The sequence below is a fragment of the Enterococcus sp. 22-H-5-01 genome (assembly GCF_050310005.1).
GTDB classification, from domain to species: domain Bacteria; phylum Bacillota; class Bacilli; order Lactobacillales; family Enterococcaceae; genus Enterococcus_A; species Enterococcus_A hailinensis.
In genome coordinates, this window is sequence record NZ_CP189993.1 from 1,797,211 (window position 1) to 1,821,168 (window position 23,958).

The 23,958-nt window shown below is 38.7% G+C and carries 24 protein-coding genes; 21 read left to right on the forward strand and 3 right to left on the reverse strand.

Going from position 1 to position 23,958, the window contains the following annotated elements:
- Window positions 1–33: 33 nt before the first annotated feature.
- The 10 genes from ACQKTA_RS09135 (at window position 34) to ACQKTA_RS09180 (ending at window position 10,530) form a co-directional block, all read left to right on the forward strand.
- A complete protein-coding gene (locus ACQKTA_RS09135) occupies window positions 34–426 on the forward strand; it encodes a cytidine deaminase (protein WP_332580231.1) in 393 nt (130 codons plus the stop codon).
- Between the two features lie 60 nt (window positions 427–486).
- On the forward strand, window positions 487–1,581 hold the full coding sequence (locus ACQKTA_RS09140; RefSeq protein ID WP_427813527.1) for a BMP family lipoprotein: 1,095 nt from the start codon (window positions 487–489) through the stop codon (window positions 1,579–1,581).
- Window positions 1,582–1,778: 197 nt separating this feature from the next.
- Complete coding sequence (locus tag ACQKTA_RS09145; RefSeq protein ID WP_427814535.1) at window positions 1,779–3,314, forward strand: ABC transporter ATP-binding protein; 1,536 nt, start codon at window positions 1,779–1,781, stop codon at window positions 3,312–3,314.
- Window positions 3,307–4,437 carry an ABC transporter permease gene (locus ACQKTA_RS09150; RefSeq protein ID WP_332654150.1) on the forward strand — a complete coding sequence of 377 codons (1,131 nt, stop codon included), beginning with the start codon at window positions 3,307–3,309 and terminating at the stop codon, window positions 4,435–4,437. The genes ACQKTA_RS09145 and ACQKTA_RS09150 overlap by 8 nt, the downstream gene beginning before the upstream one ends.
- Entirely contained in the window at window positions 4,437–5,390 is a 954-nt protein-coding gene (locus tag ACQKTA_RS09155; protein ID WP_071858001.1) for an ABC transporter permease, read from the forward strand. The genes ACQKTA_RS09150 and ACQKTA_RS09155 overlap by 1 nt, the downstream gene beginning before the upstream one ends.
- 231 nt (window positions 5,391–5,621) lie before the next feature.
- Window positions 5,622–6,794 carry a phosphopentomutase gene (gene deoB, locus ACQKTA_RS09160; RefSeq protein ID WP_427813528.1) on the forward strand — a complete coding sequence of 391 codons (1,173 nt, stop codon included), beginning with the start codon at window positions 5,622–5,624 and terminating at the stop codon, window positions 6,792–6,794.
- A 28-nt stretch (window positions 6,795–6,822) separates the two neighbouring features.
- Window positions 6,823–7,641 (forward strand): purine-nucleoside phosphorylase, encoded by an 819-nt coding sequence (locus ACQKTA_RS09165; protein WP_427813529.1) that lies wholly within the window; start codon window positions 6,823–6,825, stop codon window positions 7,639–7,641.
- 37 nt (window positions 7,642–7,678) lie between these two features.
- Window positions 7,679–8,383 carry a purine-nucleoside phosphorylase gene (gene deoD, locus ACQKTA_RS09170; RefSeq protein WP_332580224.1) on the forward strand — a complete coding sequence of 235 codons (705 nt, stop codon included), beginning with the start codon at window positions 7,679–7,681 and terminating at the stop codon, window positions 8,381–8,383.
- A 145-nt stretch (window positions 8,384–8,528) separates the two neighbouring features.
- Window positions 8,529–9,281, forward strand: coding sequence for an alpha/beta fold hydrolase (locus tag ACQKTA_RS09175; protein WP_407855852.1), 753 nt, complete (start codon window positions 8,529–8,531; stop codon window positions 9,279–9,281).
- 61 nt (window positions 9,282–9,342) lie between these two features.
- On the forward strand, window positions 9,343–10,530 hold the full coding sequence (locus ACQKTA_RS09180; RefSeq protein ID WP_427813530.1) for an iron-containing alcohol dehydrogenase: 1,188 nt from the start codon (window positions 9,343–9,345) through the stop codon (window positions 10,528–10,530).
- A 33-nt stretch (window positions 10,531–10,563) separates the two neighbouring features.
- Here the strand turns inward: ACQKTA_RS09180 and ACQKTA_RS09185 are convergent, their stop codons facing one another.
- Window positions 10,564–11,562: an acyltransferase family protein gene (locus ACQKTA_RS09185; RefSeq protein ID WP_427813531.1), complete on the reverse strand. Its 999-nt coding sequence runs from the start codon at window positions 11,560–11,562 to the stop codon at window positions 10,564–10,566.
- A gap of 158 nt (window positions 11,563–11,720) precedes the next feature.
- On the opposite strand from ACQKTA_RS09185, the gene ACQKTA_RS09190 reads away from it, so the two are divergent.
- The 3 genes from ACQKTA_RS09190 (at window position 11,721) to ACQKTA_RS09200 (ending at window position 14,279) form a co-directional block, all read left to right on the forward strand.
- Window positions 11,721–12,593 carry an alpha/beta hydrolase fold domain-containing protein gene (locus ACQKTA_RS09190; protein ID WP_407857167.1) on the forward strand — a complete coding sequence of 291 codons (873 nt, stop codon included), beginning with the start codon at window positions 11,721–11,723 and terminating at the stop codon, window positions 12,591–12,593.
- A gap of 56 nt (window positions 12,594–12,649) precedes the next feature.
- Window positions 12,650–13,264 carry a TVP38/TMEM64 family protein gene (locus ACQKTA_RS09195; protein ID WP_427813532.1) on the forward strand — a complete coding sequence of 205 codons (615 nt, stop codon included), beginning with the start codon at window positions 12,650–12,652 and terminating at the stop codon, window positions 13,262–13,264.
- Between the two features lie 61 nt (window positions 13,265–13,325).
- Window positions 13,326–14,279 carry a Gfo/Idh/MocA family protein gene (locus ACQKTA_RS09200; RefSeq protein ID WP_427813533.1) on the forward strand — a complete coding sequence of 318 codons (954 nt, stop codon included), beginning with the start codon at window positions 13,326–13,328 and terminating at the stop codon, window positions 14,277–14,279.
- A gap of 265 nt (window positions 14,280–14,544) precedes the next feature.
- Here the strand turns inward: ACQKTA_RS09200 and ACQKTA_RS09205 are convergent, their stop codons facing one another.
- A complete protein-coding gene (locus tag ACQKTA_RS09205; protein WP_332580218.1) occupies window positions 14,545–15,276 on the reverse strand; it encodes an MIP/aquaporin family protein in 732 nt (243 codons plus the stop codon).
- 221 nt (window positions 15,277–15,497) lie between these two features.
- Complete coding sequence (locus tag ACQKTA_RS09210) at window positions 15,498–16,505, reverse strand: alcohol dehydrogenase catalytic domain-containing protein (RefSeq protein WP_427813534.1); 1,008 nt, start codon at window positions 16,503–16,505, stop codon at window positions 15,498–15,500.
- A gap of 258 nt (window positions 16,506–16,763) precedes the next feature.
- On the opposite strand from ACQKTA_RS09210, the gene ACQKTA_RS09215 reads away from it, so the two are divergent.
- The 8 genes from ACQKTA_RS09215 (at window position 16,764) to ACQKTA_RS09250 (ending at window position 23,927) form a co-directional block, all read left to right on the forward strand.
- Complete coding sequence (locus ACQKTA_RS09215) at window positions 16,764–17,366, forward strand: DUF1054 domain-containing protein (protein ID WP_427813535.1); 603 nt, start codon at window positions 16,764–16,766, stop codon at window positions 17,364–17,366.
- A 304-nt stretch (window positions 17,367–17,670) separates the two neighbouring features.
- Window positions 17,671–19,140 carry a BglG family transcription antiterminator gene (locus tag ACQKTA_RS09220; protein WP_427813536.1) on the forward strand — a complete coding sequence of 490 codons (1,470 nt, stop codon included), beginning with the start codon at window positions 17,671–17,673 and terminating at the stop codon, window positions 19,138–19,140.
- A 1-nt stretch (window position 19,141) separates the two neighbouring features.
- Window positions 19,142–19,639, forward strand: coding sequence for a PTS sugar transporter subunit IIA (locus ACQKTA_RS09225; protein ID WP_427813537.1), 498 nt, complete (start codon window positions 19,142–19,144; stop codon window positions 19,637–19,639).
- 28 nt (window positions 19,640–19,667) lie between these two features.
- Window positions 19,668–19,982 (forward strand): PTS fructose transporter subunit IIB, encoded by a 315-nt coding sequence (locus tag ACQKTA_RS09230; RefSeq protein ID WP_071858019.1) that lies wholly within the window; start codon window positions 19,668–19,670, stop codon window positions 19,980–19,982.
- Window positions 19,983–20,022: 40 nt separating this feature from the next.
- The gene (locus ACQKTA_RS09235; RefSeq protein WP_407855860.1) at window positions 20,023–21,108 is read left to right on the forward strand and encodes a PTS fructose transporter subunit IIC; all 1,086 of its coding nucleotides are present in this window, start codon (window positions 20,023–20,025) and stop codon (window positions 21,106–21,108) included.
- A gap of 111 nt (window positions 21,109–21,219) precedes the next feature.
- Window positions 21,220–22,071 carry a class II fructose-bisphosphate aldolase gene (locus tag ACQKTA_RS09240; protein WP_332580212.1) on the forward strand — a complete coding sequence of 284 codons (852 nt, stop codon included), beginning with the start codon at window positions 21,220–21,222 and terminating at the stop codon, window positions 22,069–22,071.
- Between the two features lie 15 nt (window positions 22,072–22,086).
- Entirely contained in the window at window positions 22,087–22,986 is a 900-nt protein-coding gene (locus ACQKTA_RS09245) for a ketose-bisphosphate aldolase (RefSeq protein ID WP_407855862.1), read from the forward strand.
- Window positions 22,987–23,063: 77 nt separating this feature from the next.
- The gene (locus ACQKTA_RS09250) at window positions 23,064–23,927 is read left to right on the forward strand and encodes an ROK family protein (RefSeq protein WP_427813538.1); all 864 of its coding nucleotides are present in this window, start codon (window positions 23,064–23,066) and stop codon (window positions 23,925–23,927) included.
- Window positions 23,928–23,958 lie beyond the last annotated feature (31 nt).

Genomic DNA, 23,958 nt, shown 5'->3' on the forward strand with positions numbered 1-23,958 from the left:
ATCAAAGAGTATGATGAACCAGGAGGACGGCACATGAATAAACAAGAATGGATCGATGTTGCAATCGATGCGCTCGATAAAGCATATGTTCCTTATTCAAAATTTCCAGTTGGCGCATGTCTTGTAACAAAAGACGGGAAAACTTATCAAGGATTGAATATTGAAAATGCTTCTTACGGCTTATCAAATTGTGCTGAACGAACAGCTTTTTTCAAAGCTGTCTCAGAAGGTGAAAGAGAGTTTAGTCATTTAGTGATTGCAGGGCATACACCAGAACCTATTTCTCCATGCGGTGCTTGTCGCCAAGTCATGGCAGAGTTCTGTGACCCATCAATGCCAGTAACCTTAGTTGGTGACGACGGTGTCGTAAAAGAGATGACCGTTGAAGGATTACTGCCATATTCATTTACCGACAAAGATTTATAAACCAAGTTCATTCAGTCATCGCACTGTTGAAAAAAATCATATTTAGGGGGCTTTACAGAAATGAAAAAAGCAAAATTATTTGGCCTAGGTACCGTGGCAATGGCAGCATTGTTAGCTTTAGGAGCTTGTGGCGGGGGCAGCAGTTCAACTGATTCTTCAGGCGGTTCAGGAAAAGAAGATTCAAAACATAGTGTTGCGATCGTAACAGATATTGGCGGCGTGGACGATCGTTCATTCAACCAATCAGCTTGGGAAGGACTTCAAGCTTGGGGTAAAGATCATGATATCAAAAAAGGGAACGGCGGATATAACTATATCCAATCAAATGATGCTTCTGAATATGAACAAAATATTTCACAAGCCGTTACTAATGGATTCAAAACAATTTTTGGGATTGGTTACTTACTAGCTGATCCAATCTCAGCAGCAGCAGATCAAAATGCAGATACAAACTTCGTTATTATCGATTCAGTGATTGAAGGTAAAGACAATGTTGCTTCAGCAACATTTAAAGACCAAGAAGCAGCTTACTTAGCAGGTGTTGCAGCAGCTGAAACAACTAAGACTGACAAAGTTGGTTTTATCGGTGGTGAAGAAGGTGCCGTTATCGACCGTTTCCAAGCTGGTTTTGAAAAAGGTGTAGCGGATACTGCTAAAAAATTAGACAAAGATATTTCTGTAGATGTTCAATATGCGGCTTCATTTGGTGACCCAGCTAAAGGTAAAGCCTTAGCTGCTAACATGTATAACAGTGGAGCAGATATTATTTATCATGCATCAGGCGGCACAGGCCAAGGGGTCTTCTCTGAAGCAAAAGCTCGTAACGAAAAAGCAGACGAAGCAGATAAAGTTTGGGTTATCGGTGTAGATAGCGACCAACAAAAAGAAGGTAAATATACTTCTAAAGATGGTAAAGAAAGCAACTTCTGTTTAACATCTTCACTTAAAGGTGTGGGGGCAGCTGTTCAAGATATCTCTACTCGTGCGTTAGAAGATAAATTCCCTGGCGGCGAACACTTAACTTATGGTTTGAAAGACGGCGGTGTATCTCTAACTGACGGATACCTTTCAGACAAAGCAAAAGACGCTGTTAAAGAAGCAAAAGATGCCATTATTGATGGTAGTGTTGAAGTTCCAGAAACTCCTGAAAAATAATTTTTAGGATTTGACCATAACCTCATACGTATGAGGTTATGGTTCTCTTTTAAAATTCAATTTTCTTTTTTTAGACAAGTTTCACTTTGAGTGGGATTTGTCTAAGGGAAGAACGCCCTTAGCGTTGTAATACTTCGTCAGATTTAAAAAGCGATAGGATGTGAAAAAAAGTGGCAGAAGAACAAAATGTCATCGAAATGCGAAACATCACCAAGCAGTTTGGCACGTTTAAAGCAAATGACAACATCAACTTACAGATCCGTAAAGGCGAGATTCATGCGCTTTTAGGAGAAAATGGCGCTGGAAAGTCAACATTAATGAATGTTTTGTCAGGTTTGTTACAACCAACTTCTGGTGAGATATTAATGGACGGACAAAAGGTCGATATCTCAAGTCCGACTAGAGCCAATCAATTAGGGATCGGAATGGTCCATCAGCATTTCATGTTGGTTGATGCCTTTACCGTCACAGAAAACATTATCTTAGGTAGTGAGCCAAGTAAAAAAGGCATGCTAGATAAAAAGAAAGCAAAAGCAGAGATCGTTCGTTTATCCGAAGAGTATGGGTTAAAAGTTGATCCAGATGCTTACATCCGAGATATTTCGGTTGGGATGCAGCAACGGGTAGAAATTTTGAAAACTTTGTATCGTGGAGCAAATGTCTTGATTTTTGATGAGCCAACTGCCGTATTGACTCCGCAAGAAATTGATGAGTTGATTACGATCATGGGCGGACTGATCAAAGAAGGCAAATCAATTATTTTGATTACCCACAAATTAGATGAAATCAAAAAAGTAGCAGATCGTTGTTCAGTTATCCGCCGGGGACAATATATCGGGACAGTTGATGTAAAAGATGTCAGCTCACAACAATTGGCTGATATGATGGTAGGACGCTCTGTTTCATTTAAAACAGATAAAGTACCAGCTGTTCCAGGTGAAGTGGTTCTTTCAATCAACGATTTAGTCGTAAAAGAAAGCCGCGGACTTGAAGCAGTCAAGCATCTATCATTAGATGTCCATCGTGGTGAAGTAGTCGGAATCGCCGGGATTGACGGTAACGGTCAGACTGAACTGATTCAAGCGTTAACGGGTTTGCGAAAAGTTGAGAGTGGGAAAGTAACTCTTAATGGTAAAGATATTACAGGTAAAGCGCCACGACATATTACTGAAGCGGGTGTCGGACACGTTCCGGAAGACCGTCATAAATACGGCTTGATTTTACCACTGCCATTATCAGAAAATATCGCTTTACAATCTTATTACCATGCACCGTTCAGTAAGAGCGGGATTTTGAATTATGGAGAGATTGATCGCTATGCTAAACGTTTGATTGAAGAATACGACGTGCGGACAACAAGTGAGAAAGCGCCAGCTGCATCGCTTTCTGGTGGTAACCAACAAAAAGCCATTATTGCACGAGAAGTTGATCGTGATCCAGATTTATTGATCGTTTCACAGCCGACACGTGGGTTAGACGTTGGTGCAATCGAATATATCCATAAACGTCTAGTGGAACAACGTGACAAACAAAAAGGTGTCTTGTTAGTAAGTTTTGAGTTAGATGAAATTTTAAATGTCTCAGATCGGATCGCAGTGATCCATGCTGGTGAGATCGTTGGGATCGTTGATCCAAAAGCAACTTCTGAAAACGAATTGGGTCTATTGATGGCTGGTTATAGTTTAGAAGAAGCGCGCGCAGAATTAGCAAAGGCTGGTGAGACAAATGAATGATCGCTCAGAGCGTATTAGAAATATTTTAGTACCAATTATTTCAGTTGTTTTAGGATTTATTCTTGGAGCCATTTTGATGGCAATTTTTGGATTTAATCCAATCGATGGCTACAATGCGATGTTTAGCTCTGCTTTCCAAAGCACGATGTCGATCGGTGAGATTTTAGTAATCGCAGGTCCACTTATTTTTACAGCGTTAGGTTTTTCCGTAGCCAATTCGGCTGGCTTTTTCAATATCGGGCTTTCCGGTCAAGCGTTGTGTGGTTGGGTCGCAAGTATCTGGGTAGCATTAAGCATGCCAGATGCGCCTAAGATCGTTGTTTTACCATTAGCAATTATTGCTGGCGGATTAGCCGGAGCTGGTGCTGCTGCTATTCCTGGTGTATTACGGGCCTTCTTCGGAACGAGTGAAGTTATCGTTACGATCATGATGAACTATGTGATTCTTTATTTTTCAAATCACATCGTCAATCATGTAATGTCACCAGATGTGATTGCGAATAAAGGGGTAACCAAAGCAGTTGGTTTGAATGCATCACTAAGAGAACCTTGGCTGACTAATTTATTTGGTGGCTCGCGGGTCAATATCGGTATTATTTTAGCGTTAGTTTTCTTAGTCCTTGTTTGGTTCTTGATGAAACGGACAACCTTAGGTTTTGAGATTCGTTCTGTGGGACTTAATCCATTTGCTTCAGAATACGCTGGGATGAGCAGTAAACGTACAATCATTATTTCAATGATTATTTCAGGCATGTTAGCAGGTCTTGGCGGTGTTGTTTATGGATTAGGAACATTTATGAACTACTTTGTTCAAGGCTCTTCTATCAGTATCGGATTTGACGGTATGGCTGTTTCATTACTAGGTAACGGTAGTTCGATCGGTATCTTGTTATCAGCATTGCTATTCAGCGTCTTGAAACTTGGTGGACAAGGAATGCAATTCTCAGGTATCCCGAGCGAATTAGCAAACAGTGTGATTCCGTTGATTATCTTCTTCGTAGCAATCAATTATATCGTTCGTGTAGGACTTGCAAAAGTAATGGGCGGCAAGAAAGAAATTGAAAAAGTTCAAGAAGTAGAAACTGCTCCGAACGAAGAATCAGAAAAAGGGGGCAAAGTCTAATGAATATGGATTTGTTAGCTTCAATTATTGCTCAAACACTCGTATATTCGGCACCACTTATCTTGACCGCTTTGGGCGGTGTATTTTCTGAACGTAGCGGAATCGTAAACGTAGGTTTAGAAGGCATCATGGTTGTCGGTGCTTTTAGTTCAGTTGTTTTCAACTTAGCTTTTGCAGATCAATTTGGTGCGATGACCCCTTGGTTAGGTGTATTAGTCGGTGGTTTAGCAGGGATGGTATTCTCTCTATTACACGCTGTAGCGACAGTCAATTTCCGTGCAGACCATATCATCAGTGGTACGGTAATGAATCTATTAGCGCCGCCATTGACCATTTTCTTGATCAAAGTGATTTACGGCAAAGGACAAACAGATACGATCCAACAACAATTTGGTTATTTTGACTTTCCTGGTTTGAGTAAAATTCCAGTGATTGGCGAATTGTTCTTTAAAAATACAAGTTTGCCTGCCTATTTCGCTATTTTGATTGCAGTACTTTCATGGTTTATTATTTTTAAAACACGTTTTGGTTTACGTTTACGTTCTGTCGGAGAAAATCCGCAAGCGGCTGATACTTTGGGAATCAACGTTTATGCTTTGCGTTATGCAGGTGTTTTATTCTCAGGTTTCTTAGGCGGTATGGGTGGTGCAGTCTTTGCACAATCGATTGCCGGACGTTTTGCAGCAACAACGATCGCCGGACAAGGTTTCATCTCTTTAGCAGCGATGATCTTTGGTAAATGGAATCCATTGGGAGCGATGGGAGCAGCAATTTTCTTCGGTTTTGCACAAAACTTGAGTATTGCCGGTTCCAACTTACCAGTTATTTCACAGATTCCGGATGTGTATTTACAATCAGCACCATATATTTTGACGATTGTCGTATTGGTTCTCTTCTTAGGAAAATCAGCTGCGCCAAAAGCCGATGGTGTCAACTATATCAAAACAAAATAATTCTTTTGTAATTAAAGGGTGGGACTATGGGACAAGTTACTTAGTCACGCCCTTTTTCTTTTAAAAATCAGTAGGGCTGATTGGATTTTTATCAGTGATTGGTTCATTGAATGAATTGTAAAGGCTTTTAGTTCACAGGTTGGAAAGAAGCTTTTATACTTTAAATGGTTAAGTTATGAGTGGAATTCATTTCTACTTATTTGATAGATAAAATAGAAAGAGGGAATTGAAATGTTTAAGCGTATTCACTTAGTTGTCATGGATTCAGTTGGTATTGGAGAAGCACCAGATGCTGAAAAATTTGGCGATGTAGGTTCAGATACTTTGGGTCATATTGCGGAAGAAGCCGGACTGACTATTCCACACTTAGAACAGCTTGGATTAGGAACGATTCGTCCACTAAAAGGCGTGAAGGATGTTGCTGATCATGACGGTTATGCAACTAAATTAGAAGAAATATCAGTAGGGAAAGATACAATGACTGGCCATTGGGAGATTGCTGGATTAAACATCAAAACACCTTTCCGTGTATTTCCAGAAGGATTTCCCCAAGAATTGCTAGATCAAATTTCAGAGTTCTCAGGTCGAGGCATTATCATGGATGCGAATAAACCTTATTCTGGAACAGAGGTTATCAAAGATTTTGGTGAAGAACAAATGAAGACAGGTGATTTGATCATTTATACTTCCGCAGATCCTGTTTTACAGATTGCAGCTCATGAAGAAGTTATTCCCCTAGAAGAATTATATAAAATTTGTCAGTATGTACGTGATATTACGAAAGACGATCCATATATGATCGGGCGAATCATTGCACGCCCATATCTAGGTGAACCAGGAAACTTTACTCGTACAAGCAATCGCCATGACTATGCTTTGGATCCATTTGGCAAAACCGTTTTAGATTCATTGAAAGACAACGGCAAGGACGTCATTGCTGTTGGTAAAATCAATGATATTTTTAATGGCCAAGGAATGACGGATGCTGTTCGCACGAAGAGTAATATGGATGGTGTCGATAAATTGTTAGCTGTCATGAAGGAAGATTTCACGGGGTTAAGTTTTACCAACTTGGTTGATTTTGATGCGCTATTTGGTCATCGTCGCGATGTCGTAGGGTATGCTCATGCGATTGAAGAATTTGATTTACGGATGCCAGAAATTTTAGATGCGATGCAAGAGGATGACTTATTGATGATCACAGCAGACCATGGAAATGATCCAACCTTTACCGGAACGGATCATACTCGTGAGTACGTGCCTTTGTTGGTCTATAGTAAAAAGATGAACGCACAAGGTAAATTACCACAAGGTTATTACTCAGATATCGCAGCTACGATTGCAGAAAACTTCGATGTACCAGCAACAGAGAATGGCGAAAGTTTCTTAAAATTACTAAAATAAATTCAGATAGATAAATCAGGAGGTTTTTATGACAGACTTACAAGGAAAAATTCAACAAACTGCGAGCTATATCCAAGATAAAGGAGTGGCGGATATTGCTTTCGGCTTGATCTTAGGATCTGGGTTAGGTGAACTAGCTGAAGAAATCGAAAATCCAATTGTTATTCCTTATAATGAAATCCCTCATTTTCCTGTATCAACGGTTGTTGGTCATGCTGGTCAATTAGTTTACGGTCAATTAGCTGGAAAAAATGTTTTAGCAATGCAAGGACGTTTCCACTATTATGAAGGGAATCCGATGGAGACCGTCACTTACCCAGTTCGTGTAATGGCCGAGTTAGGCATTCATTCAGTAGTAGTGACAAATGCTGCTGGCGGTGTGAATGAAGGGTTTCAGCCAGGTAATTTGATGTTGATCACAGATCACATCAACTTTATGGGAACAAATCCATTGATTGGACCAAATGATGATGAAATGGGTCCGCGTTTTCCAGATATGAGTGCGGCTTATACGAAAGAGTATCAAGAAAAAGCTCGTGAAGTTGCTAAAGAATTATCAATCGGTTTGCAAGAAGGTGTCTACCTTGGAATGACGGGTCCGACTTATGAAACGCCTGCAGAAATTAGAATGGCGCGCACAATCGGTGCTGATGCAGTTGGGATGTCGACAGTACCAGAAGTTATCGTTGCTGCTCATAGCGGAATGAAGGTATTAGGGATTTCTTGTATCACGAATTTGGCTGCAGGGATGCAAGCGAATTTGAATCATGCTGAAGTAGTTGAAACAACTGAACGAGTAAAAGAAGACTTTAAAACATTAGTGAAAGAAACATTAGTAGTTCTATAATCAGTTAACAAAAAATATACTATATTGGAGGAGTAAAATGAGCGTTCATATCGAAGCGAAACAAGGCGAGATTGCTGATAAAATTTTATTGCCAGGAGATCCACTACGGGCAAAATTCATTGCGGAGAATTTCTTAGAAGATGCCGTTTGTTATAATAATGTTCGAGGGATGCTAGGGTATACGGGAACATATAAAGGCGAACGTGTCTCTGTTCAAGGAACAGGAATGGGCATGCCATCAGCAGGGATTTATGCACAAGAATTGATTCAATCATATGGTGTGAAAAAACTGATTCGTGTGGGAACATGCGGTGCTTTATCTAAAGCGGTCCATGTTCGTGACTTGATTATTGCGCAAGGTGCGGTAACAAGTTCTTCAATGGTCGAAAAACATTTCCCAGGTTTTCACTTTGCTCCAATCGCTGATTTTGATTTGATGATGAAGGCCTACGATGTAGCTAAAGAAAAAGGCTTTACGACTCATGTGGGTAATGTATTATCAGAAGATACATTCTACAAAGATGATTTAGCAGCGACGTTCAACTTAGCTGAATATGGTGTTTTGGGCGTTGAAATGGAAGCCGCGATCTTGTATTATTTAGGAGCAAAATTCAATGTTCAAACATTAGGGATCATGACCGTTAGTGATCATTTGGTGACGGGAGAAGATACAACGTCAGAAGAGCGACAAAATACATTCAAAGACATGATGTACGTCGGTCTGGAAACATTGATTGGCTAGAAAAATCAGCTGGTCTCCAATTTTGGAGATCAGTTTTTTTGTTGAAACGAGAGCAATTTTCTGAACAAGAGCCTTCCAATAACCGTGTTTTAGTGAGGTCCGCTATAATAAATGTAATGAAGTGAGTATCAAGAGGAGGTCAAAGATGAAAAGCGTTGTACGAAAACGAATGGTCGGGAATATTCCTTTGCTTGAAGTAGTTGAAGAAGACAAAATCTATGAGCCGTTACCACTTATCATTTATTATCATGGGTGGCAAACTGCGAAAGAGTTAGTATTGACCCAAGGACGTAAATTAGCGGCAAAACATTTTCGGGTTTTATTGCCCGATGCTGCAAATCATGGGGAACGTAAGACAAAGACTTCAGAAATTCCTTCACTGACTTTTTGGGATAGTATCCAAACAAACCTTTATGAATTTGGTTTTTTGGTCGATTATTTTGAGAACCTGGGTCTAGTAATGGGAAAAATTGGTGTGGGTGGTATTTCGATGGGCGGAATCACTACGTGCATGTTACTGACACAACATCCTGAGATCGATGTTGCTGCGTGTGTGATGGGATCACCGGCGCCAATCAAGTATCGTGAACGAATCTGTGGACATGCCAGAGAATTAGGTTTCTATTTACCTGAAGATTATCGGTATCTTACCTCATGGTTGGAGAAGTATGATTTATCGTTAACACCTGAAAAAGTAGCGGATCGGCCATTATTTTTCTGGCATGGCACAGAAGATGAGAAAGTTCCCTATGCTCATACCGCTGATTTTATCAAAGACAATCCGCAATTGCCGCTGACTTTTATCAGCGCGCCGGAACGTCATTTTGTTCAAATCGCAACGATGGATCGAATTGCTGAGTTTTTTGCAGATAACTTAGCAAAAGTTGAGGGAAAGTAGTTTCTTTCTAGAAAAATTTGACTTAATATATGAGGATAGTAGAAACAAGGAGGAATTTTTAATGGAAAATTTTGATTTTCATGTAACCACAGACATTCGTTTTGGGAAAGACCGATTGGCTGAGTTGCCAGAAGTTTTGAACCAATTTGGTAAAAAAGTATTGATCGTATACGGTGGAGGCAGCATCAAAAAAATCGGTTTATATGATAAAGTGATGGAACAATTAAAAGCGAATGGCAGCGAGGTTTTTGAACTTGCCGGAGTTGAGCCTAATCCACGTGTTGAAACTGTTCGTCGCGGCGCAGAAATCTGTCGTAAAGAAAATATCGATGTTTTATTAGCAGTCGGGGGTGGATCAACGATTGATTGCGCCAAAGTAGTGGCAGCAGCGGCTAAATTTGATGGCGATGCTTGGGATCTTGTTTTACAACGTCGCGGCTATCAAGGCGGCGCATTACCATTAGTAACGATTTTGACGTTAGCAGCAACAGGTAGTGAAATGAATAGCGGTGCCGTGATCTCAAATCTTGAGACCCATCAAAAATTAGGAACGGGCAGCAAAGCGATGTTACCAAAAGTTTCTTTCTTAGATCCTCAAAATACATTCAGCGTGAATAAATACCAAACAGCTGCAGGTTCGGCCGATATCATGAGTCACTTGATCGAAAATTATTTTAAACGGACTGAAGGAGCTGATATCCAAGATTCTGTTTCTGAAGGATTGATGCGTTCGGTCATCAAAAATTGTCCGATTGCATTAAAAGATCCGACTGATTATGATGCACGGGCAAACTTGATGTGGGCAAGCACATTAGCTTTGAATGGGTTAACTGGAAACGGTAAACCAGGTGCTTGGTCTTGCCATCCAATGGAACATGAATTAAGTGCTTTTTATGATATCACTCACGGAGTTGGCTTAGCAATTTTGACTCCTCGTTGGATGGAGTATAGCTTGAACGATGAGACTGTTGATAAATTTGCTCATTTTGCTTGGAACGTTTGGAATGTTGAAGAAAAAGTACCAATGTTAGCTGCGCGAATTGGGATTCAAAAATTATACGATTACTTCAAGGCTTGTGGGATTCCAATGACATTGCCAGAAGTGGGGATCGACGAAGAAAAATTTGAAGAGATGGCAAAACAAGCAGTTGCTCACAGTACAATCAAAACTGATGCCTTTGTTCCTTTAGATGAATCAGCGGTCAAAGAAATCTATACAGCTTGTTTAACAGAAAGCAATTTCGAATAATAAAAATGGTGACTCTAAATGAGTCACCATTTTTTATTCATGATTGGGCATAATAAAGTGTAAAATACGAGCTAATGTTTTTTGAAGTGTTGTTGTTACTTTTGGTCGAGACAATAGATAGAGAATCAAAAAAGTCCCGGCGACTAATAAAATGAGGTGCAATAATGGATTTTTGACAGCCTCAGTAAGTTCGACTAATGGAGCGACAAGATAAACATGGAGTAAATAGATCGTTAATGTTTTTTGTCCCCAAGAAGTAAAAAAATGCGGTCTGGGAGCTGCCAAACTGATAAAGACAAAAACAAAAGCAAAACCAACAAGATATAGTAAAATATTATCTAAAATATTTTGATATAATGGTAACTTAAATAGTAAGAATGACCGATCACGCCATAAAATTTCAGGCGGCAGATCGCTTTGAACCCAGACGTACGCTACGATCAAGCCCAGGATAATGATCCCGATGCTGATAATTTTACGCCAACGCCAATGATAGATTTTTTCCAGTAGTGAACGGTCGGTAAAATAGCCAGCTAAGAAGTAGGGCAAAAAGCCTAGTGTCCGTGCCATCGCCATATAAGTACCGAATTCAGTTAAAAAACCAGAAAAAATTCCAACGATAAAGCTTAAAATTAAAATCCGTCGTACTTTGACTAGGTCAGGCAGTAATAATCGCCAGATGAACATACAATACAAATACCAGAGTGTCCATCCAGGACTTAAAATCATAAAGGCATCGATCTTACCGATCGCCAGCATAATCAAAGATAATATCAAGTTCAATAATAAGTAGGGGACTAAAAAGGTCTCGACAGCAGTTGCTCGGCCTTTGGCTAAATTCTTGGAAAAGTAACCTGAAATGAAAATAAAAACAGGCATATGGAACAGATAGATGAATACATAAATAAATGCACCGACCTTGTTATCTAAACGAAAATATTCTAGGGCATGTCCTAAGACGACAAGTAGAATCAAAATCCCGCGAATATTGTCGTACAGGTATTCGCGCTTCGGTTGTGTGATTGTGGACACCTCCTTTAGATTCCGTTATGCTTAAGTAGTAGAGACGATGTTCTACTCGTCTATTGTAGCACGAAACGAAAAATTCCTTGGTTCTTTTTATCGGAATTATTTAAAGGAACTGTTTTTTAGAACATATCCCGCAGCCAAATAAAAGAAGGAGCAATGCGATGCGTTATTCAGCGAAACTAGTTAAAAATGTCTTTAAAGTCATCAATATGAAAAAGTTGGTAGGCGCAACTATGGTCGATCCTCCCAAACGTCGGCGATTGATCAGTCGTCAATTATCGCAAGCAGATATGCCACATAAAATAGCTGAAATCGATGGACATCAATTGATTACGTTGTTCCCAGCCCATCCAACCAAAAGGCATATTTTTTATTTGCATGGTGGTGGCTACGCGCTAGAAGCTTCTCCATTCCATAAAGAGATTCAAGAAAGATTCGTAAAGCGTTATAATCTAAAAGTCAGTTATTTTGATTATCCATTGGCACCTGAAAATACGGCGGAAACAACGGTCCCGCTAACGGAACAGGCCTTTAAAAAATTAACCTATCTCTATCCGGATGACCATTTTTATTTGTTTGGTGATTCTGCCGGGGGCGGCTTGGCGATGAGCTTGGCGCAGCATCTGCGCAATATTGATCTGCCTAAACGGCCAAAACGAATTGCGCTGGCTTCGCCGTGGTTAGATGCTTCATTAAGTGATCCACGTTCACAGGAACTTCAAGAAAAAGATGTATTATTAGAAAAAGATCTCTTGGCTGAAGCTGGAGAAAATTACGCAGGAAAGCTATCTTTGACAGATCCAATGGTTTCACCGATCTATGGCAACTTTGATCAATTAGGAAAATTGTTTGTCGTCGCTGGGACCGACGAAATCTTATATCCTGATGTATTGCGGCTACAGGAGCGAATCAAAAGAAGTAGCGGGACTACGATGCAGTTAGAAGTTGTCGCGGGGATGATGCATGATTTTGTCGTCTATCCATTGAAAGAATCCTTGCCTTATGTGGATCAAATTGGGGAATTTTACCAATAATAATGGATTGGCTAAATCAGTCGGTCACTGTTTTTAGAATAAAAGGGGGTAAAAGGTTGGAACCTAAAACACGTAGTCGTGCTCCATGGCAACAAAAGGTGATTCAACTATTACCGGTCGTTGGTTTAGCGGCATTTATCATATTACTTATCTATATCAGACGTTCAGGTCTGTTTAGCTCGATTGCGGATCTACAACAATTTATTCGTAATTTCGGTAGTTTTGCGGTAGGAGCATTCATTATCGTTCAAGCAATTCAACCTGTCGTTCCATTTTTGCCGGGCGGTTTTGCAACGATTGTTGGAATGCTGATGTTCGGAAACATTCCTGGTATTTTATATAGCTATATAGGACTTGTGATAGGCGAAGTTGGCTTATTTTTATTGGTCCGGCGCTATGGTCCGCGCTTTGCTCGCTTAGTTTTATCACAAAAGAATTTTGAAAAATTTGAAACGACTTTGCAAGATCATACGCAAGATATCAAACGACTACTGATCGTTTGTTTTATCTTTCCGTTTTTGCCGGATGACTTGACCTGTCTAGTAGCAGGAATGACCGATTTGCCGTTTAAAGATTATTTGCGGATCGTACTGATTTTTAAATTATGGTCCGTTGCTTCATATGGTTTTGTTTGTTTATTTGTCTTAAAGAAAACATTTGCAAGTATTTGATTGAATCGGTAAGCTGATAGTATTCTATCAGCTTTTTTTATTTCTAGTTAGGAGGAATAGTATGATCCGCTATGGAATTTTAAGTACCGCTCAAGTTGTTCCCCGTTTTGTTGCCGGAGTCAAAGAAAGTCAGGAAGGAATAGTAACTGCAATTGCTTCTAGAAAGCTGAAAAAAGCACAAGCGATGGCTTTGGAGTTAGATATTCCCCAAGCATTTGGCAGTTATGAAGAACTTTGTCAAAGTGACGCTGTTGATATCGTTTATATCGCTGTTTATAACCAAGGTCATTATGCCGCGGCCAAACAAGCTTTAGTAAATGGCAAGCACGTGTTACTAGAAAAGCCGTTTACGATGACAGTTGCGCAAGCGAAAGAGCTTTATGCTTTAGCAAAAGAACGCCGACTTTTTCTGATGGAAGCTCAAAAAGCGCTGTTTCTTCCGATCACAAACCAAGTCCGCCAAGTGATCGAACAAGGGGGAATCGGCCGAATTCGTTGGGTAGATTCAGTTACTTCCTATCCAGATATTGATCACATCAAATGGTTTCGTGATTTAGAGTCGGGCGGAGGTGTTTTGCGTGGAGCAGGAACCTATCCGCTCGAGTATTTGCAATATGTATTGGCTTCATCAGTAGAAGAAGCTCGGGGAACATTAATTTTTGTTCCTAATCAATCCGATGCCCAAGCACAGGTCACGTTAACTTTTCCTGATAAGGTGCTCGCTACGATATTTATGACTGTCGATTTGGATTTAGAAAACAAATTAGTGGTCTATGGTGAACAGGGCAAGATCGTTGTACCAAATTTTTGGAAAACAGATAGAGCTGAAATTTACTATATAGATGGTAGAAAAGAACTGTTAGAGAGTAAACAAACGAGTGAATTCGTTTTTGAAATCGAACACGTCAATGACTGTTTAAAGAAAGAGCTGCTCGAAAGTCCAATCGTTACAAAAACACTGACGATCAAAACCGTTGAACTGATTGAAAAGATTTATCAAAACAATCAGAAATGATTGGTAAAAGCAGGCTAGATGTGCTATAGTTTGTCTCATGCGACGAGTCGAGTGGATCAGTTTTTTTAAGATCCTTCGATACCAGAGGCACATGACGTAAGTCACCTGTCGGATTTCAGGCGTGTCGGGAAGAAGCTTAGTGGACGAAGAACCTTCCTATCATTTTGGTACTGGTGAAAAAAACCTCTTGGAATTTATTCTAAGAGGTTTTTTGTATTTAAAAAGAAAAAAAACTGACGTAAATTCTTTACGTCAGTTTGAATATTTAAATGAATACTGTTTTGTATAATGCAATTGCAAGAATTGAAGCGATGATCGGTGCTAAAACTGGTACCCAAGAATAGCTCCATTGTGAATCGCCTTTATTTTTTAATGGTAATAATGCATGCATAATACGAGGACCTAAATCACGAGCAGGATTCAAACCAGGTCCAGTTGGTCCGCCAAATGATGCAACCAATGTCCATACTAAGAAACCTAATGCTAAGTGAGCAGTTCCTAAATTATTTTGGAAGAATGGCGCTTTAGTGATCCCTAGGGCACCAAAGAATAAAATAAATGATCCAAAGAATTCATTTACAAAACCATTGAATTTAGAACCAACACTATTGATTGTTGAGAATGTTCCTAAGACATGTAATTTGTTTTCAGTTTGGTCATAATAAGGTTTGTAGCAAGCTACAACAACTAATTGACCAACCATTGCGCCAAGAATTTGAACGATGATATAAGGAAGAACCTCAGACCAAGGGAATAAGCCACTTACTGCTAAACCAATTGTAAACGCTGGGTTAATGTGGTTTCCGCTGATACCACCAAAAATCATTGCAGGAATCATAACCCCACACCCATAACCTACAGCAATCAACATCCAGTCACTACCGTAACCTTTTGTACCTCTCAAATCAACATTGGCAACCGCACCGTTTCCTAACATTACTAACAAAGCAGTTCCCAAGAACTCAGCTACCAACCGAGTTGTCAGTGAATAATCCATAAAAACCTCCTAAAATATTTGATACTGAAAATAAAAATAAAAATTTCATTTTATATCTTAATACCATTTTTGTGAATTAGCAAATGTTAACATCAAAAAAGCGGATAATTTCTCTAGATTATGCTAATAACAAATGTTAATCACATAATTTAAGAAAAAATTTATTTTAAAATTTATTTTCTTGATAAAAAAACTCGCTTTAAAAGCGAGTTGCGAATCAATCAGTTAATCAAAACTAGATGTCTGAAATTGGGATTGTTCTCGATCAATTTATGAGCACCGTAAAAGTTCTTAGCGGAGAACCCATTTAATTGCGCTGTCAAAATCGATTTCAATTGTTTTTTCTCCCATAGATAAATCAAAAGTTCCATAATTTTACGGGAATAATCAATTCCTTCTTCTGACGCAAACGATTCTTCAAGAAAATCTTCACAGTAAAAATTCTGATAGTCAGAGACATTGGCCTTTTTCTTCTTATTAATAAAATGCAGCAATAAAATGGTCGCTGTTTCTTCAAAATCAGCCAAATGCTCAAAACTTTTTTCTTTTTCGGTGTCTAAGTTGATCACGTAATCAACAGAAGAAAAACCTGCATTTTTAATATCTCTTGCTAAATGGTTTGATTGTGATAGAACTAGATCAGCGCCCATGTTTTTGATCCAGATCTCTGAATTATTTTTATTGATCGTAGCAACGACATTTAAACCAGCCCATTTTGCTAATTGGATAATGCTTGCACCGAGGCCGTCAGAAGTATTCAAAATCAACAAGGTACCGGAGTTCTTTTTCGGTTTAGGAGCTAGTCCTAATTGTTTGAAAACGACTTCAAAAGCTAAGAAAAAACTATACGAAAAAGCGGCTGCTTCATCCGTAGGAAAATCAGCTGGTAGCTTAACTACGGAACGTCTATCAACGATTTGGAAGTTGCTATAACTCCCATATTTGCCAACTTTATTAACAAACAAAACACGGTCGCCAACATTCAAGCGAGAATCACTGCTGCCCATACGGGTAATGATTCCAACACCGCCAAAACCTAAAACATAAGGTTTCTTTGGACCTTTGATCGTTTGTCGGATCTGTGTATCTAACGTGCTGATAGAGATAGCTGAAATTTTTATCATTAAATCATGTTCACGCAATTTAGGTAACATGACTTTATATTGTTCGAATTTTTGATCTTCTTTCAAACGAAATTTTTTTTCAAATCCGATAGCGTCTGAAATCATTTGTATCACCCTCCTCAGAAAATAAATTTCTGAATCGCTATTAAATCCACATAGCTACTTATAATATACTTGATTTAACAATCAGAGGGAAATAATTTCTTTAAAAATACTCAACAATCGGATAAAACTTTATTTTTATAGCTATTTAGTAAGTAGACGACTTTTATTTATCTCGCTCTGCAAAGAAGCCACTTAACTTGTAGCGAATCACTAAGACAGATAAACTAAATAGGGAAATCGATCAGCAGGAGGAAATCAATGTTTACTGAAAAAAGTTTTGAAGTCTTTGAAATTGAAGGATTAGAACCTAGAATGGCGGCTATTCGGCAAGAAATCCAGCCTATTTTTCAACAATTAGATGAAGCTTTTCAACAAGTCTTAGAACCCTTAGTGGATGAAAAATTATTTATCCACATTGCGCAACATCGCCGACGCTCAGTTTATCCACCGGAAAATACGTGGTCAGCGCTAAGTCGCCAAAAAAGAGGGTATAAGATGGAACCTCATTTTCAATTAGGTATTTGGCCAGAGTATGTTTTTATGTGGTTATCTTGCATCGATCAGCCAAAAGATGAGAGGCTCATTGCGCAACAATGTTTGGATAATCCCGCATATTTTGCTCAACTATCGAAAGATTTTGTTTTGTCAGGGGATCATACAAAACTACAAACGGAAGAATTGTCCCCAGAAAACTTAGAAAAAATGTTGATAAGGTTTCGGGATGTGAAAAAAGGAGAATTTCAAATAGGGAGAATCATCAAAAAAGAGGATCCATTGTGGAAAAATCCAGAAGCTGCAAAACAGTATATGATCGATACTTATCAACAATTGGCGCCACTATATAAGTTGATCACCGTTTAGAATTTAACTAATAAAGAATTAAATGGAATGATAATTTGAAATATTCTGATAAAAACAAGAGTAATATACTAAATACTCTTGTTTTTTTTGAATATTCTGGTTTAATTTTTATTAATAATATTTATTCATTTGAAGGGCTTTGAAGCATTTAAAGGAAAATATCTATTTATGTACTAAAGTTATTTAAACTCAAATGAATACGCAGTTATTGAAAGCGCTTTATAAAAATGTCCACATTAGTGGACACAAGAAAAAATATTTTCGACTTAAAAGAATGTATATTAATGACAAGGAGGTTGACCAAATGCAGCTAAGCAAACGAGAAAAGCAATTGATCGAATTATTTATCAAACATGGAATGACTCTCACTGCACAAGAACTAGCTGAATTTGCCAATGTTTCTACGAAAACAGTTTATCGTACAGTCAAAAAAATCAATGAAGCCTCTGATAGGGGTGACATTATTTTAGCTGAAGCAGGAAAAGGTTTTCGTTTAGATTATGATAAATATCTAGAGGCAAGTGTCACAAGAAAAGGCGAAGAAATCATTCAGGGACCATTAGAAAGAAGAAATCGAATTCTTTTGATTCTGTTATTTAAATCTCCTAAGAAAATATTGATCCAAGAATTATTTGCAGAATATTATCTTAGTTCAACAGTAATCAAAAACGATTTGATCCGGATGAGTGAGTTTCTAGCTGAATACCAGCTGACCTTGGTTCGAAAAGAACAACGTATTGCAATTGAAGGATCAGAAAAGCATATTCGTAAAGCTGTGAATTATCTGATCGATGCAAACCGAGTTTGGGAAGAAGATTTTTCGACACAACATGAAAAAATTAGTTCTTACGATATCAATTTTATTACGTCGCTTTTAGAATTTATTGAACGGAAATTGCAAAATGGGATCGCTTATCCTTACAATAGCAATATTTTTTCTCATATCTACATCTTAGTCAAACGAGTCAGAGAGGGAGAGATTCATCCAGATACTCGTGCGGAGCTACTAGATCCTGATGAAGAAGAATTGATCGTTGAATATGATCAGCTTTATCAGATTTCACGGATGGTAATGACTAAGTTGAATCACTATTTAAATATTATTTTACCTGAGAGCGAAACATTCTTTCTATTTCAATATTTGATTTCTTCGCGCATGGAAAACGAGCACATCAAATTGAATCGAAAATCAGAAATTGCGCTTGAAATCACTGATTTTTTTGCTAAAGAGATGAGCTGCTTGATGGGAATGAAAGTCGATAAAAAGGTTAATCGACAAGATTTATATAATCATATCGAACCACTTTTGTACCGTTTGAAAAATGAGATCATCGTCAAAAACGATTTATTGAGTGATATCAAATTGGAATATCCAGATATTTTCCAACAAGTAAAACAAGTCGGTCAGATAGTTACCAAAAAGTATGGCTTGAACACGATATCAGAAGATGAACTAGGATTTTTAACACTATACTTCGTTAAATACCGCGAAATGATCCACAATCAAAAACGGGTGTTGATCATGTGCAGCAGCGGTGTCGGTACTTCAGAACTACTAAAAGTAAAAGTACGTAAGGCATTTCCGGAATTAGAGATCGTTGATGTATTATCCGCGAGAAAATTCTCTAAGGCGCCTGAAAAATATAAAAATATCGATTTGATCTTAACGACAGTCAATTTAACGATCAAAATGATGACCCCTACAATTTTAGTGAATTCAGTGTTTACAAAACAAGATGAAAAACGAGTAAAGCAAATGTTAGGAGAGATATAAAATGACACCTGAAAGAATGATGGACGACTTTAGTATCGCTGATGTGATCACTGAAGATTTGATCCAATTAGAAATGGAAGCGGAAACAAAAGAAGCGGCTATTTATGAATTGACACAGCTTTTAAAAGTTCATGGAGATATCAGTGATGAAAAAGATTTTGCTGCCGATGTATTTTTACGCGAATCAGAAGGTTTGACTGGAATCGGGAATAGTATTGCCATTCCACATGGGAAATCTGATAGCGTGATCAAAACATCGTTAGTCGTAGGGAAAACAAAAAAACCGATTGAATGGGAATCTTTAGATGACCAACCAGTCCGAGTGATCATTCTTTTCGCCGTTCGAAATACGGATGCGAATACAATGCATATCAAATTATTACAAAAAGTTGCAATGTTGTTAGCGGATGAGGATTTTATTGAAAACATGGTTCATGCTCAAACGAAAGCAGAAGTAATTGAATTATTATCAAAAGACCCAATGGAAGATGAAGAATAGAAAACGATAGAAAATGGAGGAAAATAAAATGAAAATTGTCGGAGTAGCTGCATGTACCTCAGGGATCGCCCATACGTATATCGCAAAACAAAAATTGGAGAAGGCAGCTAAAGCACTTGGCCATACCGTTCATATTGAAACACAAGGAACGATTGGAACAGAAGATGAATTAACAATGGCAGAAATCAAAGCAGCTGACGTCGTGATTATCGCAGCGGATATCAAAATTGGAGGAAGAGATCGCTTTATTGGAAAAAAGGTTGTAGAAATTCCGACTAGTATGGTAATCAAAGCGCCAAAAGGTTTGATCAATAAAATCGAAGAAGAAGTAGCAAAGGTTTAGTTGGTAAAAATTTGAATACAAATCAAAGGAGATGAATGTAATGTTTAAGAAGCTACAATTGAAAAAACATGCCTTGACGGCAATCTCGTACATGTTACCAGTTGTTGTTACGGCAGGCTTGCTGATTGCGATTGGGAATTTAACAGGTGGCGCAGTGATTGAAGATTATAAAGCTGCATACTCAATTCCGGATGCGTTAGTGTCGCTCGGTGTTTTAGGCATGGGACTATTGGCACCGGTGATTTCAGCAGCGATTGCCTATTCAATTGCAGACCGCCCTGGTATTGGCCCCGGCTTATTCATGGGACTGATTGCAAATGCGATCGGTGCTGGATTCCTTGGAGGAATGTTAGGTGGTTACTTAGTTGGTTTCTTCGTACTTTTCTTAGTCAAAAATTTAAAAGTTCCAACATGGGCTCAAGGTTTGATGCCGATGATGATCGTACCGCTTTTATCTACTTTAATTATTGGATTATTGATGTTCTTTGTTATCGGGGTACCAATTGTTTGGGCAACAGAAGCGTTAACTAGTTTCTTAGAAGGATTACAAGGTTCCGGGAACTTCTTATTTGGAGCAATCGTTGGCGGGATGGCTGCCTTTGACTTCGGCGGACCCATCAATAAAGTTGCGTCACTATTTGCTGACGGCTTGTTATTAGAAGGCGTTCAAGGCCCAGAAGCTGTAAAAGTTTTGGCTTCAATGGTTCCACCATTCGGTGTAACAATTTCATGGGCTTTATCAAAATTGTTCCGCAAACCTAAATATTCGAAAGAAGAAGAAGACAATATCAAAATCGCTTTTCCAATGGGACTTTGTATGATCACAGAAGGCGTGATTCCCATCGCAGCAGTTGATCCTATTCGCTTGATTGTTTCATGTACGACAGGTGCTGCAATCGGTGGCGGCTTGAGTATGTTATGGGGAGTCGGTTCGCCGGTTCCTTCAGGAGGAGTCTTCATTATTCCAGCGATGACTGATCCGTTAAGATTTACACTTGCTTTAGTAATTGGTTCAGTAATCACAGGTGTCTTATTATTTGCACTGAAAAAAGCACCTGTAGAAAATGATATTCCTGATGAAGAAGAAGAGGAAGAAGTAGATTTTTCATCGATCAAATTATCTTAAATTGATTTAAGCGGCTATCTTTTCTAGCACTAAGAAGATAGCCGATTTAAAAATAAAACTGACTTTTCTTTAAGTAAAGAAATTCCTGATTCTAAAGAAGGAGACCTTTAAATGTATGTTTCAATGAAGGAAATGTTGCAAAAAGCCAATCGTGAGAAGTACGCAGTCATGGCGATCAATTGTTTTAATCTTGAGACTGCCAAAGCAGTGATTGAAGCAGCAGAGGAGATGCGTTCGCCAATCATCATTGATTTATTGCAAGACCATTTGCAAGAACACTTAGATATTCGCTATGTGACCAAGCCAATCATTCGAATGGCCAATGATGCGAAAGTAGAAGTAGCGATCAATTTAGACCATGGCCAGGATGTAGCGTTTGTTAAACAGTGTTTACACGAAGGTTTTTCAAGTGTCATGATGGATGCTTCGATGTATCCGTTAGAAGAAAACATTCGAATCACTAAAAACATGGTTGAGCTGGCTCAGATTTATAATGCAAGCGTAGAAGCAGAAGTTGGGGATATGGGGGCTGTCGCTGGTGATCATTTCACGAATGATGAAATGTATACTGATCCAGATGATGCCATTCGTTTTATCCAAGAAACAGGTGTTGATTGTCTGGCCTTATCTTATGGCTCTAGTCATGGGAATTATCCAGAAGGGTATGTACCAGATTTTCGCTTTGATATCGTCGAAAAAATCAAGGCGGCAACTGATTTGCCTTTAGTGTTACATGGCGGATCTGGAGCAGGAGAAAAAAATATTATCCGTTCGATTGAATTAGGTATCAATAAAATCAATGTTGGTTCAGATTTTATGAAAGCCCAAAAAGCTGAAATTCAAAAATTATTAACTGATGATCCAAATGTAGATTATCCAACATTGATCCATCAAACAATAGCAGCAGGAAAAGAAGTTGTAAAACAGTATATAGAACTTTCAGGTTCTAAAAATAAATCTTAGAGGAGATAACGCCAAATGTTAATTAATATGAAGCAAATGCTAGAAATCGCAAAGGAAAATAAATTCGCTGTAGGAGCGTTTAACGTAGCAGATAGTAATTTTTTACGAGTAGTCATCGAAGCAGCCGAAGAAAATGATGCACCAGCGATCATTGCCGTTCATCCAACGGAATTGGATTTTACCAAAGATGAGTTCTTCCAGTATGCTGTCTCACGCGCAAAGAATAGTTCAGTTCCATTCGTCATCCATATGGATCATGGTGATAGTTTAGCTAGTATCATGCGTGCCATTCATTGCGGCTTTAGTTCTGTCATGATTGACGGGTCATTATTGCCGTTCGAAGAAAACATCGCCATTACTAAAGAAATCGTCGATGTTTGTCACAAAATTGGAGTTTCTGTCGAGGGTGAATTAGGAACAATCGGAAATACCGGTACTTCAGTCGAGGGCGGTGTATCTGAAGTAATCTATACACGACCAGAAGATGCTGAAGAATTTATTGAAAAAACAGGGATCGACACATTAGCTGTTGCGATCGGTACAGCACATGGTATCTATCCTAAAGATGTTAAACCAGAATTAAAAATGGATGTTTTAGAAGAAATCAAGAGCAAAGTAGATATTCCATTAGTTTTACACGGCGGGTCAGCTAATCCAGATGAAGAAATTGCTAAAGCAGTTCAAATCGGGATCCAAAAAGTAAATATCTCGTCAGATTACAAATACGCATTTTACAAAAAATGTCGTGAAATTCTTTCAACTACTGAGTTATGGGATCCAAATGCCATCTATCCTGAATGTATCGATGCAGCTAAAGCAGTCGTGAAACAAAAAATGGAGTTATTCAACTCAATCGGCCAAGCGGAAATCTTCCGTAAAGAAAATATCCAACCTTGGAGATCTGAACAAAATTAAGTGACAGGACCAAGGGGAATTTCCCCTCGGTCTTTTTTTTAAACATAAAATGAATAGCCAAAATTAGGAGGAAGATTATGTTATATGGTGGTATCGAGGCAGGTGGTACAAAATTTATTTGCGCAGTGGCTGACGATCAGCAAACTATTTTAGAAAAAGTCAGCATTCCAACGACTACACCGCAAGCAACATTTGAAGAAGTATTTGCTTTTTTTGATCGCTATCCGATCGATGCATTAGGAATAGGTTCATTTGGACCAATCGGCATTCAACCAAACTATAAAAACTATGGGCATATTCTATCGACCCCGAAAGAAGGCTGGGCCAATACAGATTTTTTAGGGAAAATGAAGCAGCGTTACCATGTTCCGACAGCTTGGACAACTGATGTGAATGCGGCAGCTTATGGCGAAATAAAAAAAGGTGCAGCCAAGCAAAAAAGTAGCTGTATTTATCTAACGGTTGGAACGGGTATCGGCGGGGGCGTCGTTGTAAATGATGAGGTCTTTGAAGGAATCAGTCATCCAGAAATGGGCCATCTTTTTGTAAAGCGTGATCCTAAAGATACGTATCAAGGAACCTGTCCTTATCATAAAGATTGTTTGGAAGGTTTAGCTGCAGGCCCCTCTTTAGAAGCACGGACAGGTATTCGTGGCGAAGACTTACCGTTGGACCACCCAATTTGGGATCTGCAAGCCAATTATTTAGCTCAAGCACTGATGTCCTATACATTGATCTTAGCACCAGAAGTCATCGTTTTAGGTGGTGGTGTGATGAATCAAGATCACCTACTAAAAAAAATCCAACAACAATTTACTGAGTTGATGGCAGGTTATATGGAAACACCCAAGGTTGAAGAGTATATCGTACGGTGGGGATTACCAAATGCAAGCGGCTTGATTGGAACGCTATTATTAGCACAAAAAGAATTAGAAAAATAAAAAAGTCTTTCGTAATGAAAGACTTTTTTTA

What these genes read in the sequence shown, in the direction of transcription:
- ACQKTA_RS09135 (WP_332580231.1), top strand. Translation starts at nt 34, where the DNA reads ATGAATAAACAAGAATGGATCGATGTTGCAATCGATGCGCTCGATAAA.
- ACQKTA_RS09140 (WP_427813527.1), top strand. Translation starts at nt 487, where the DNA reads ATGAAAAAAGCAAAATTATTTGGCCTAGGTACCGTGGCAATGGCAGCA.
- ACQKTA_RS09145 (WP_427814535.1), top strand. Translation starts at nt 1,779, where the DNA reads ATGCGAAACATCACCAAGCAGTTTGGCACGTTTAAAGCAAATGACAAC.
- ACQKTA_RS09150 (WP_332654150.1), top strand. Translation starts at nt 3,307, where the DNA reads ATGAATGATCGCTCAGAGCGTATTAGAAATATTTTAGTACCAATTATT.
- ACQKTA_RS09155 (WP_071858001.1), top strand. Translation starts at nt 4,437, where the DNA reads ATGAATATGGATTTGTTAGCTTCAATTATTGCTCAAACACTCGTATAT.
- deoB (WP_427813528.1), top strand. Translation starts at nt 5,622, where the DNA reads ATGTTTAAGCGTATTCACTTAGTTGTCATGGATTCAGTTGGTATTGGA.
- ACQKTA_RS09165 (WP_427813529.1), top strand. Translation starts at nt 6,823, where the DNA reads ATGACAGACTTACAAGGAAAAATTCAACAAACTGCGAGCTATATCCAA.
- deoD (WP_332580224.1), top strand. Translation starts at nt 7,679, where the DNA reads ATGAGCGTTCATATCGAAGCGAAACAAGGCGAGATTGCTGATAAAATT.
- ACQKTA_RS09175 (WP_407855852.1), top strand. Translation starts at nt 8,529, where the DNA reads ATGAAAAGCGTTGTACGAAAACGAATGGTCGGGAATATTCCTTTGCTT.
- ACQKTA_RS09180 (WP_427813530.1), top strand. Translation starts at nt 9,343, where the DNA reads ATGGAAAATTTTGATTTTCATGTAACCACAGACATTCGTTTTGGGAAA.
- ACQKTA_RS09190 (WP_407857167.1), top strand. Translation starts at nt 11,721, where the DNA reads ATGCGTTATTCAGCGAAACTAGTTAAAAATGTCTTTAAAGTCATCAAT.
- ACQKTA_RS09200 (WP_427813533.1), top strand. Translation starts at nt 13,326, where the DNA reads ATGATCCGCTATGGAATTTTAAGTACCGCTCAAGTTGTTCCCCGTTTT.
- ACQKTA_RS09205 (WP_332580218.1), bottom strand. Translation starts at nt 15,276, where the DNA reads ATGGATTATTCACTGACAACTCGGTTGGTAGCTGAGTTCTTGGGAACT.
- ACQKTA_RS09210 (WP_427813534.1), bottom strand. Translation starts at nt 16,505, where the DNA reads ATGATTTCAGACGCTATCGGATTTGAAAAAAAATTTCGTTTGAAAGAA.
- ACQKTA_RS09215 (WP_427813535.1), top strand. Translation starts at nt 16,764, where the DNA reads ATGTTTACTGAAAAAAGTTTTGAAGTCTTTGAAATTGAAGGATTAGAA.
- ACQKTA_RS09220 (WP_427813536.1), top strand. Translation starts at nt 17,671, where the DNA reads ATGCAGCTAAGCAAACGAGAAAAGCAATTGATCGAATTATTTATCAAA.
- ACQKTA_RS09225 (WP_427813537.1), top strand. Translation starts at nt 19,142, where the DNA reads ATGACACCTGAAAGAATGATGGACGACTTTAGTATCGCTGATGTGATC.
- ACQKTA_RS09230 (WP_071858019.1), top strand. Translation starts at nt 19,668, where the DNA reads ATGAAAATTGTCGGAGTAGCTGCATGTACCTCAGGGATCGCCCATACG.
- ACQKTA_RS09235 (WP_407855860.1), top strand. Translation starts at nt 20,023, where the DNA reads ATGTTTAAGAAGCTACAATTGAAAAAACATGCCTTGACGGCAATCTCG.
- ACQKTA_RS09240 (WP_332580212.1), top strand. Translation starts at nt 21,220, where the DNA reads ATGTATGTTTCAATGAAGGAAATGTTGCAAAAAGCCAATCGTGAGAAG.
- ACQKTA_RS09245 (WP_407855862.1), top strand. Translation starts at nt 22,087, where the DNA reads ATGTTAATTAATATGAAGCAAATGCTAGAAATCGCAAAGGAAAATAAA.
- ACQKTA_RS09250 (WP_427813538.1), top strand. Translation starts at nt 23,064, where the DNA reads ATGTTATATGGTGGTATCGAGGCAGGTGGTACAAAATTTATTTGCGCA.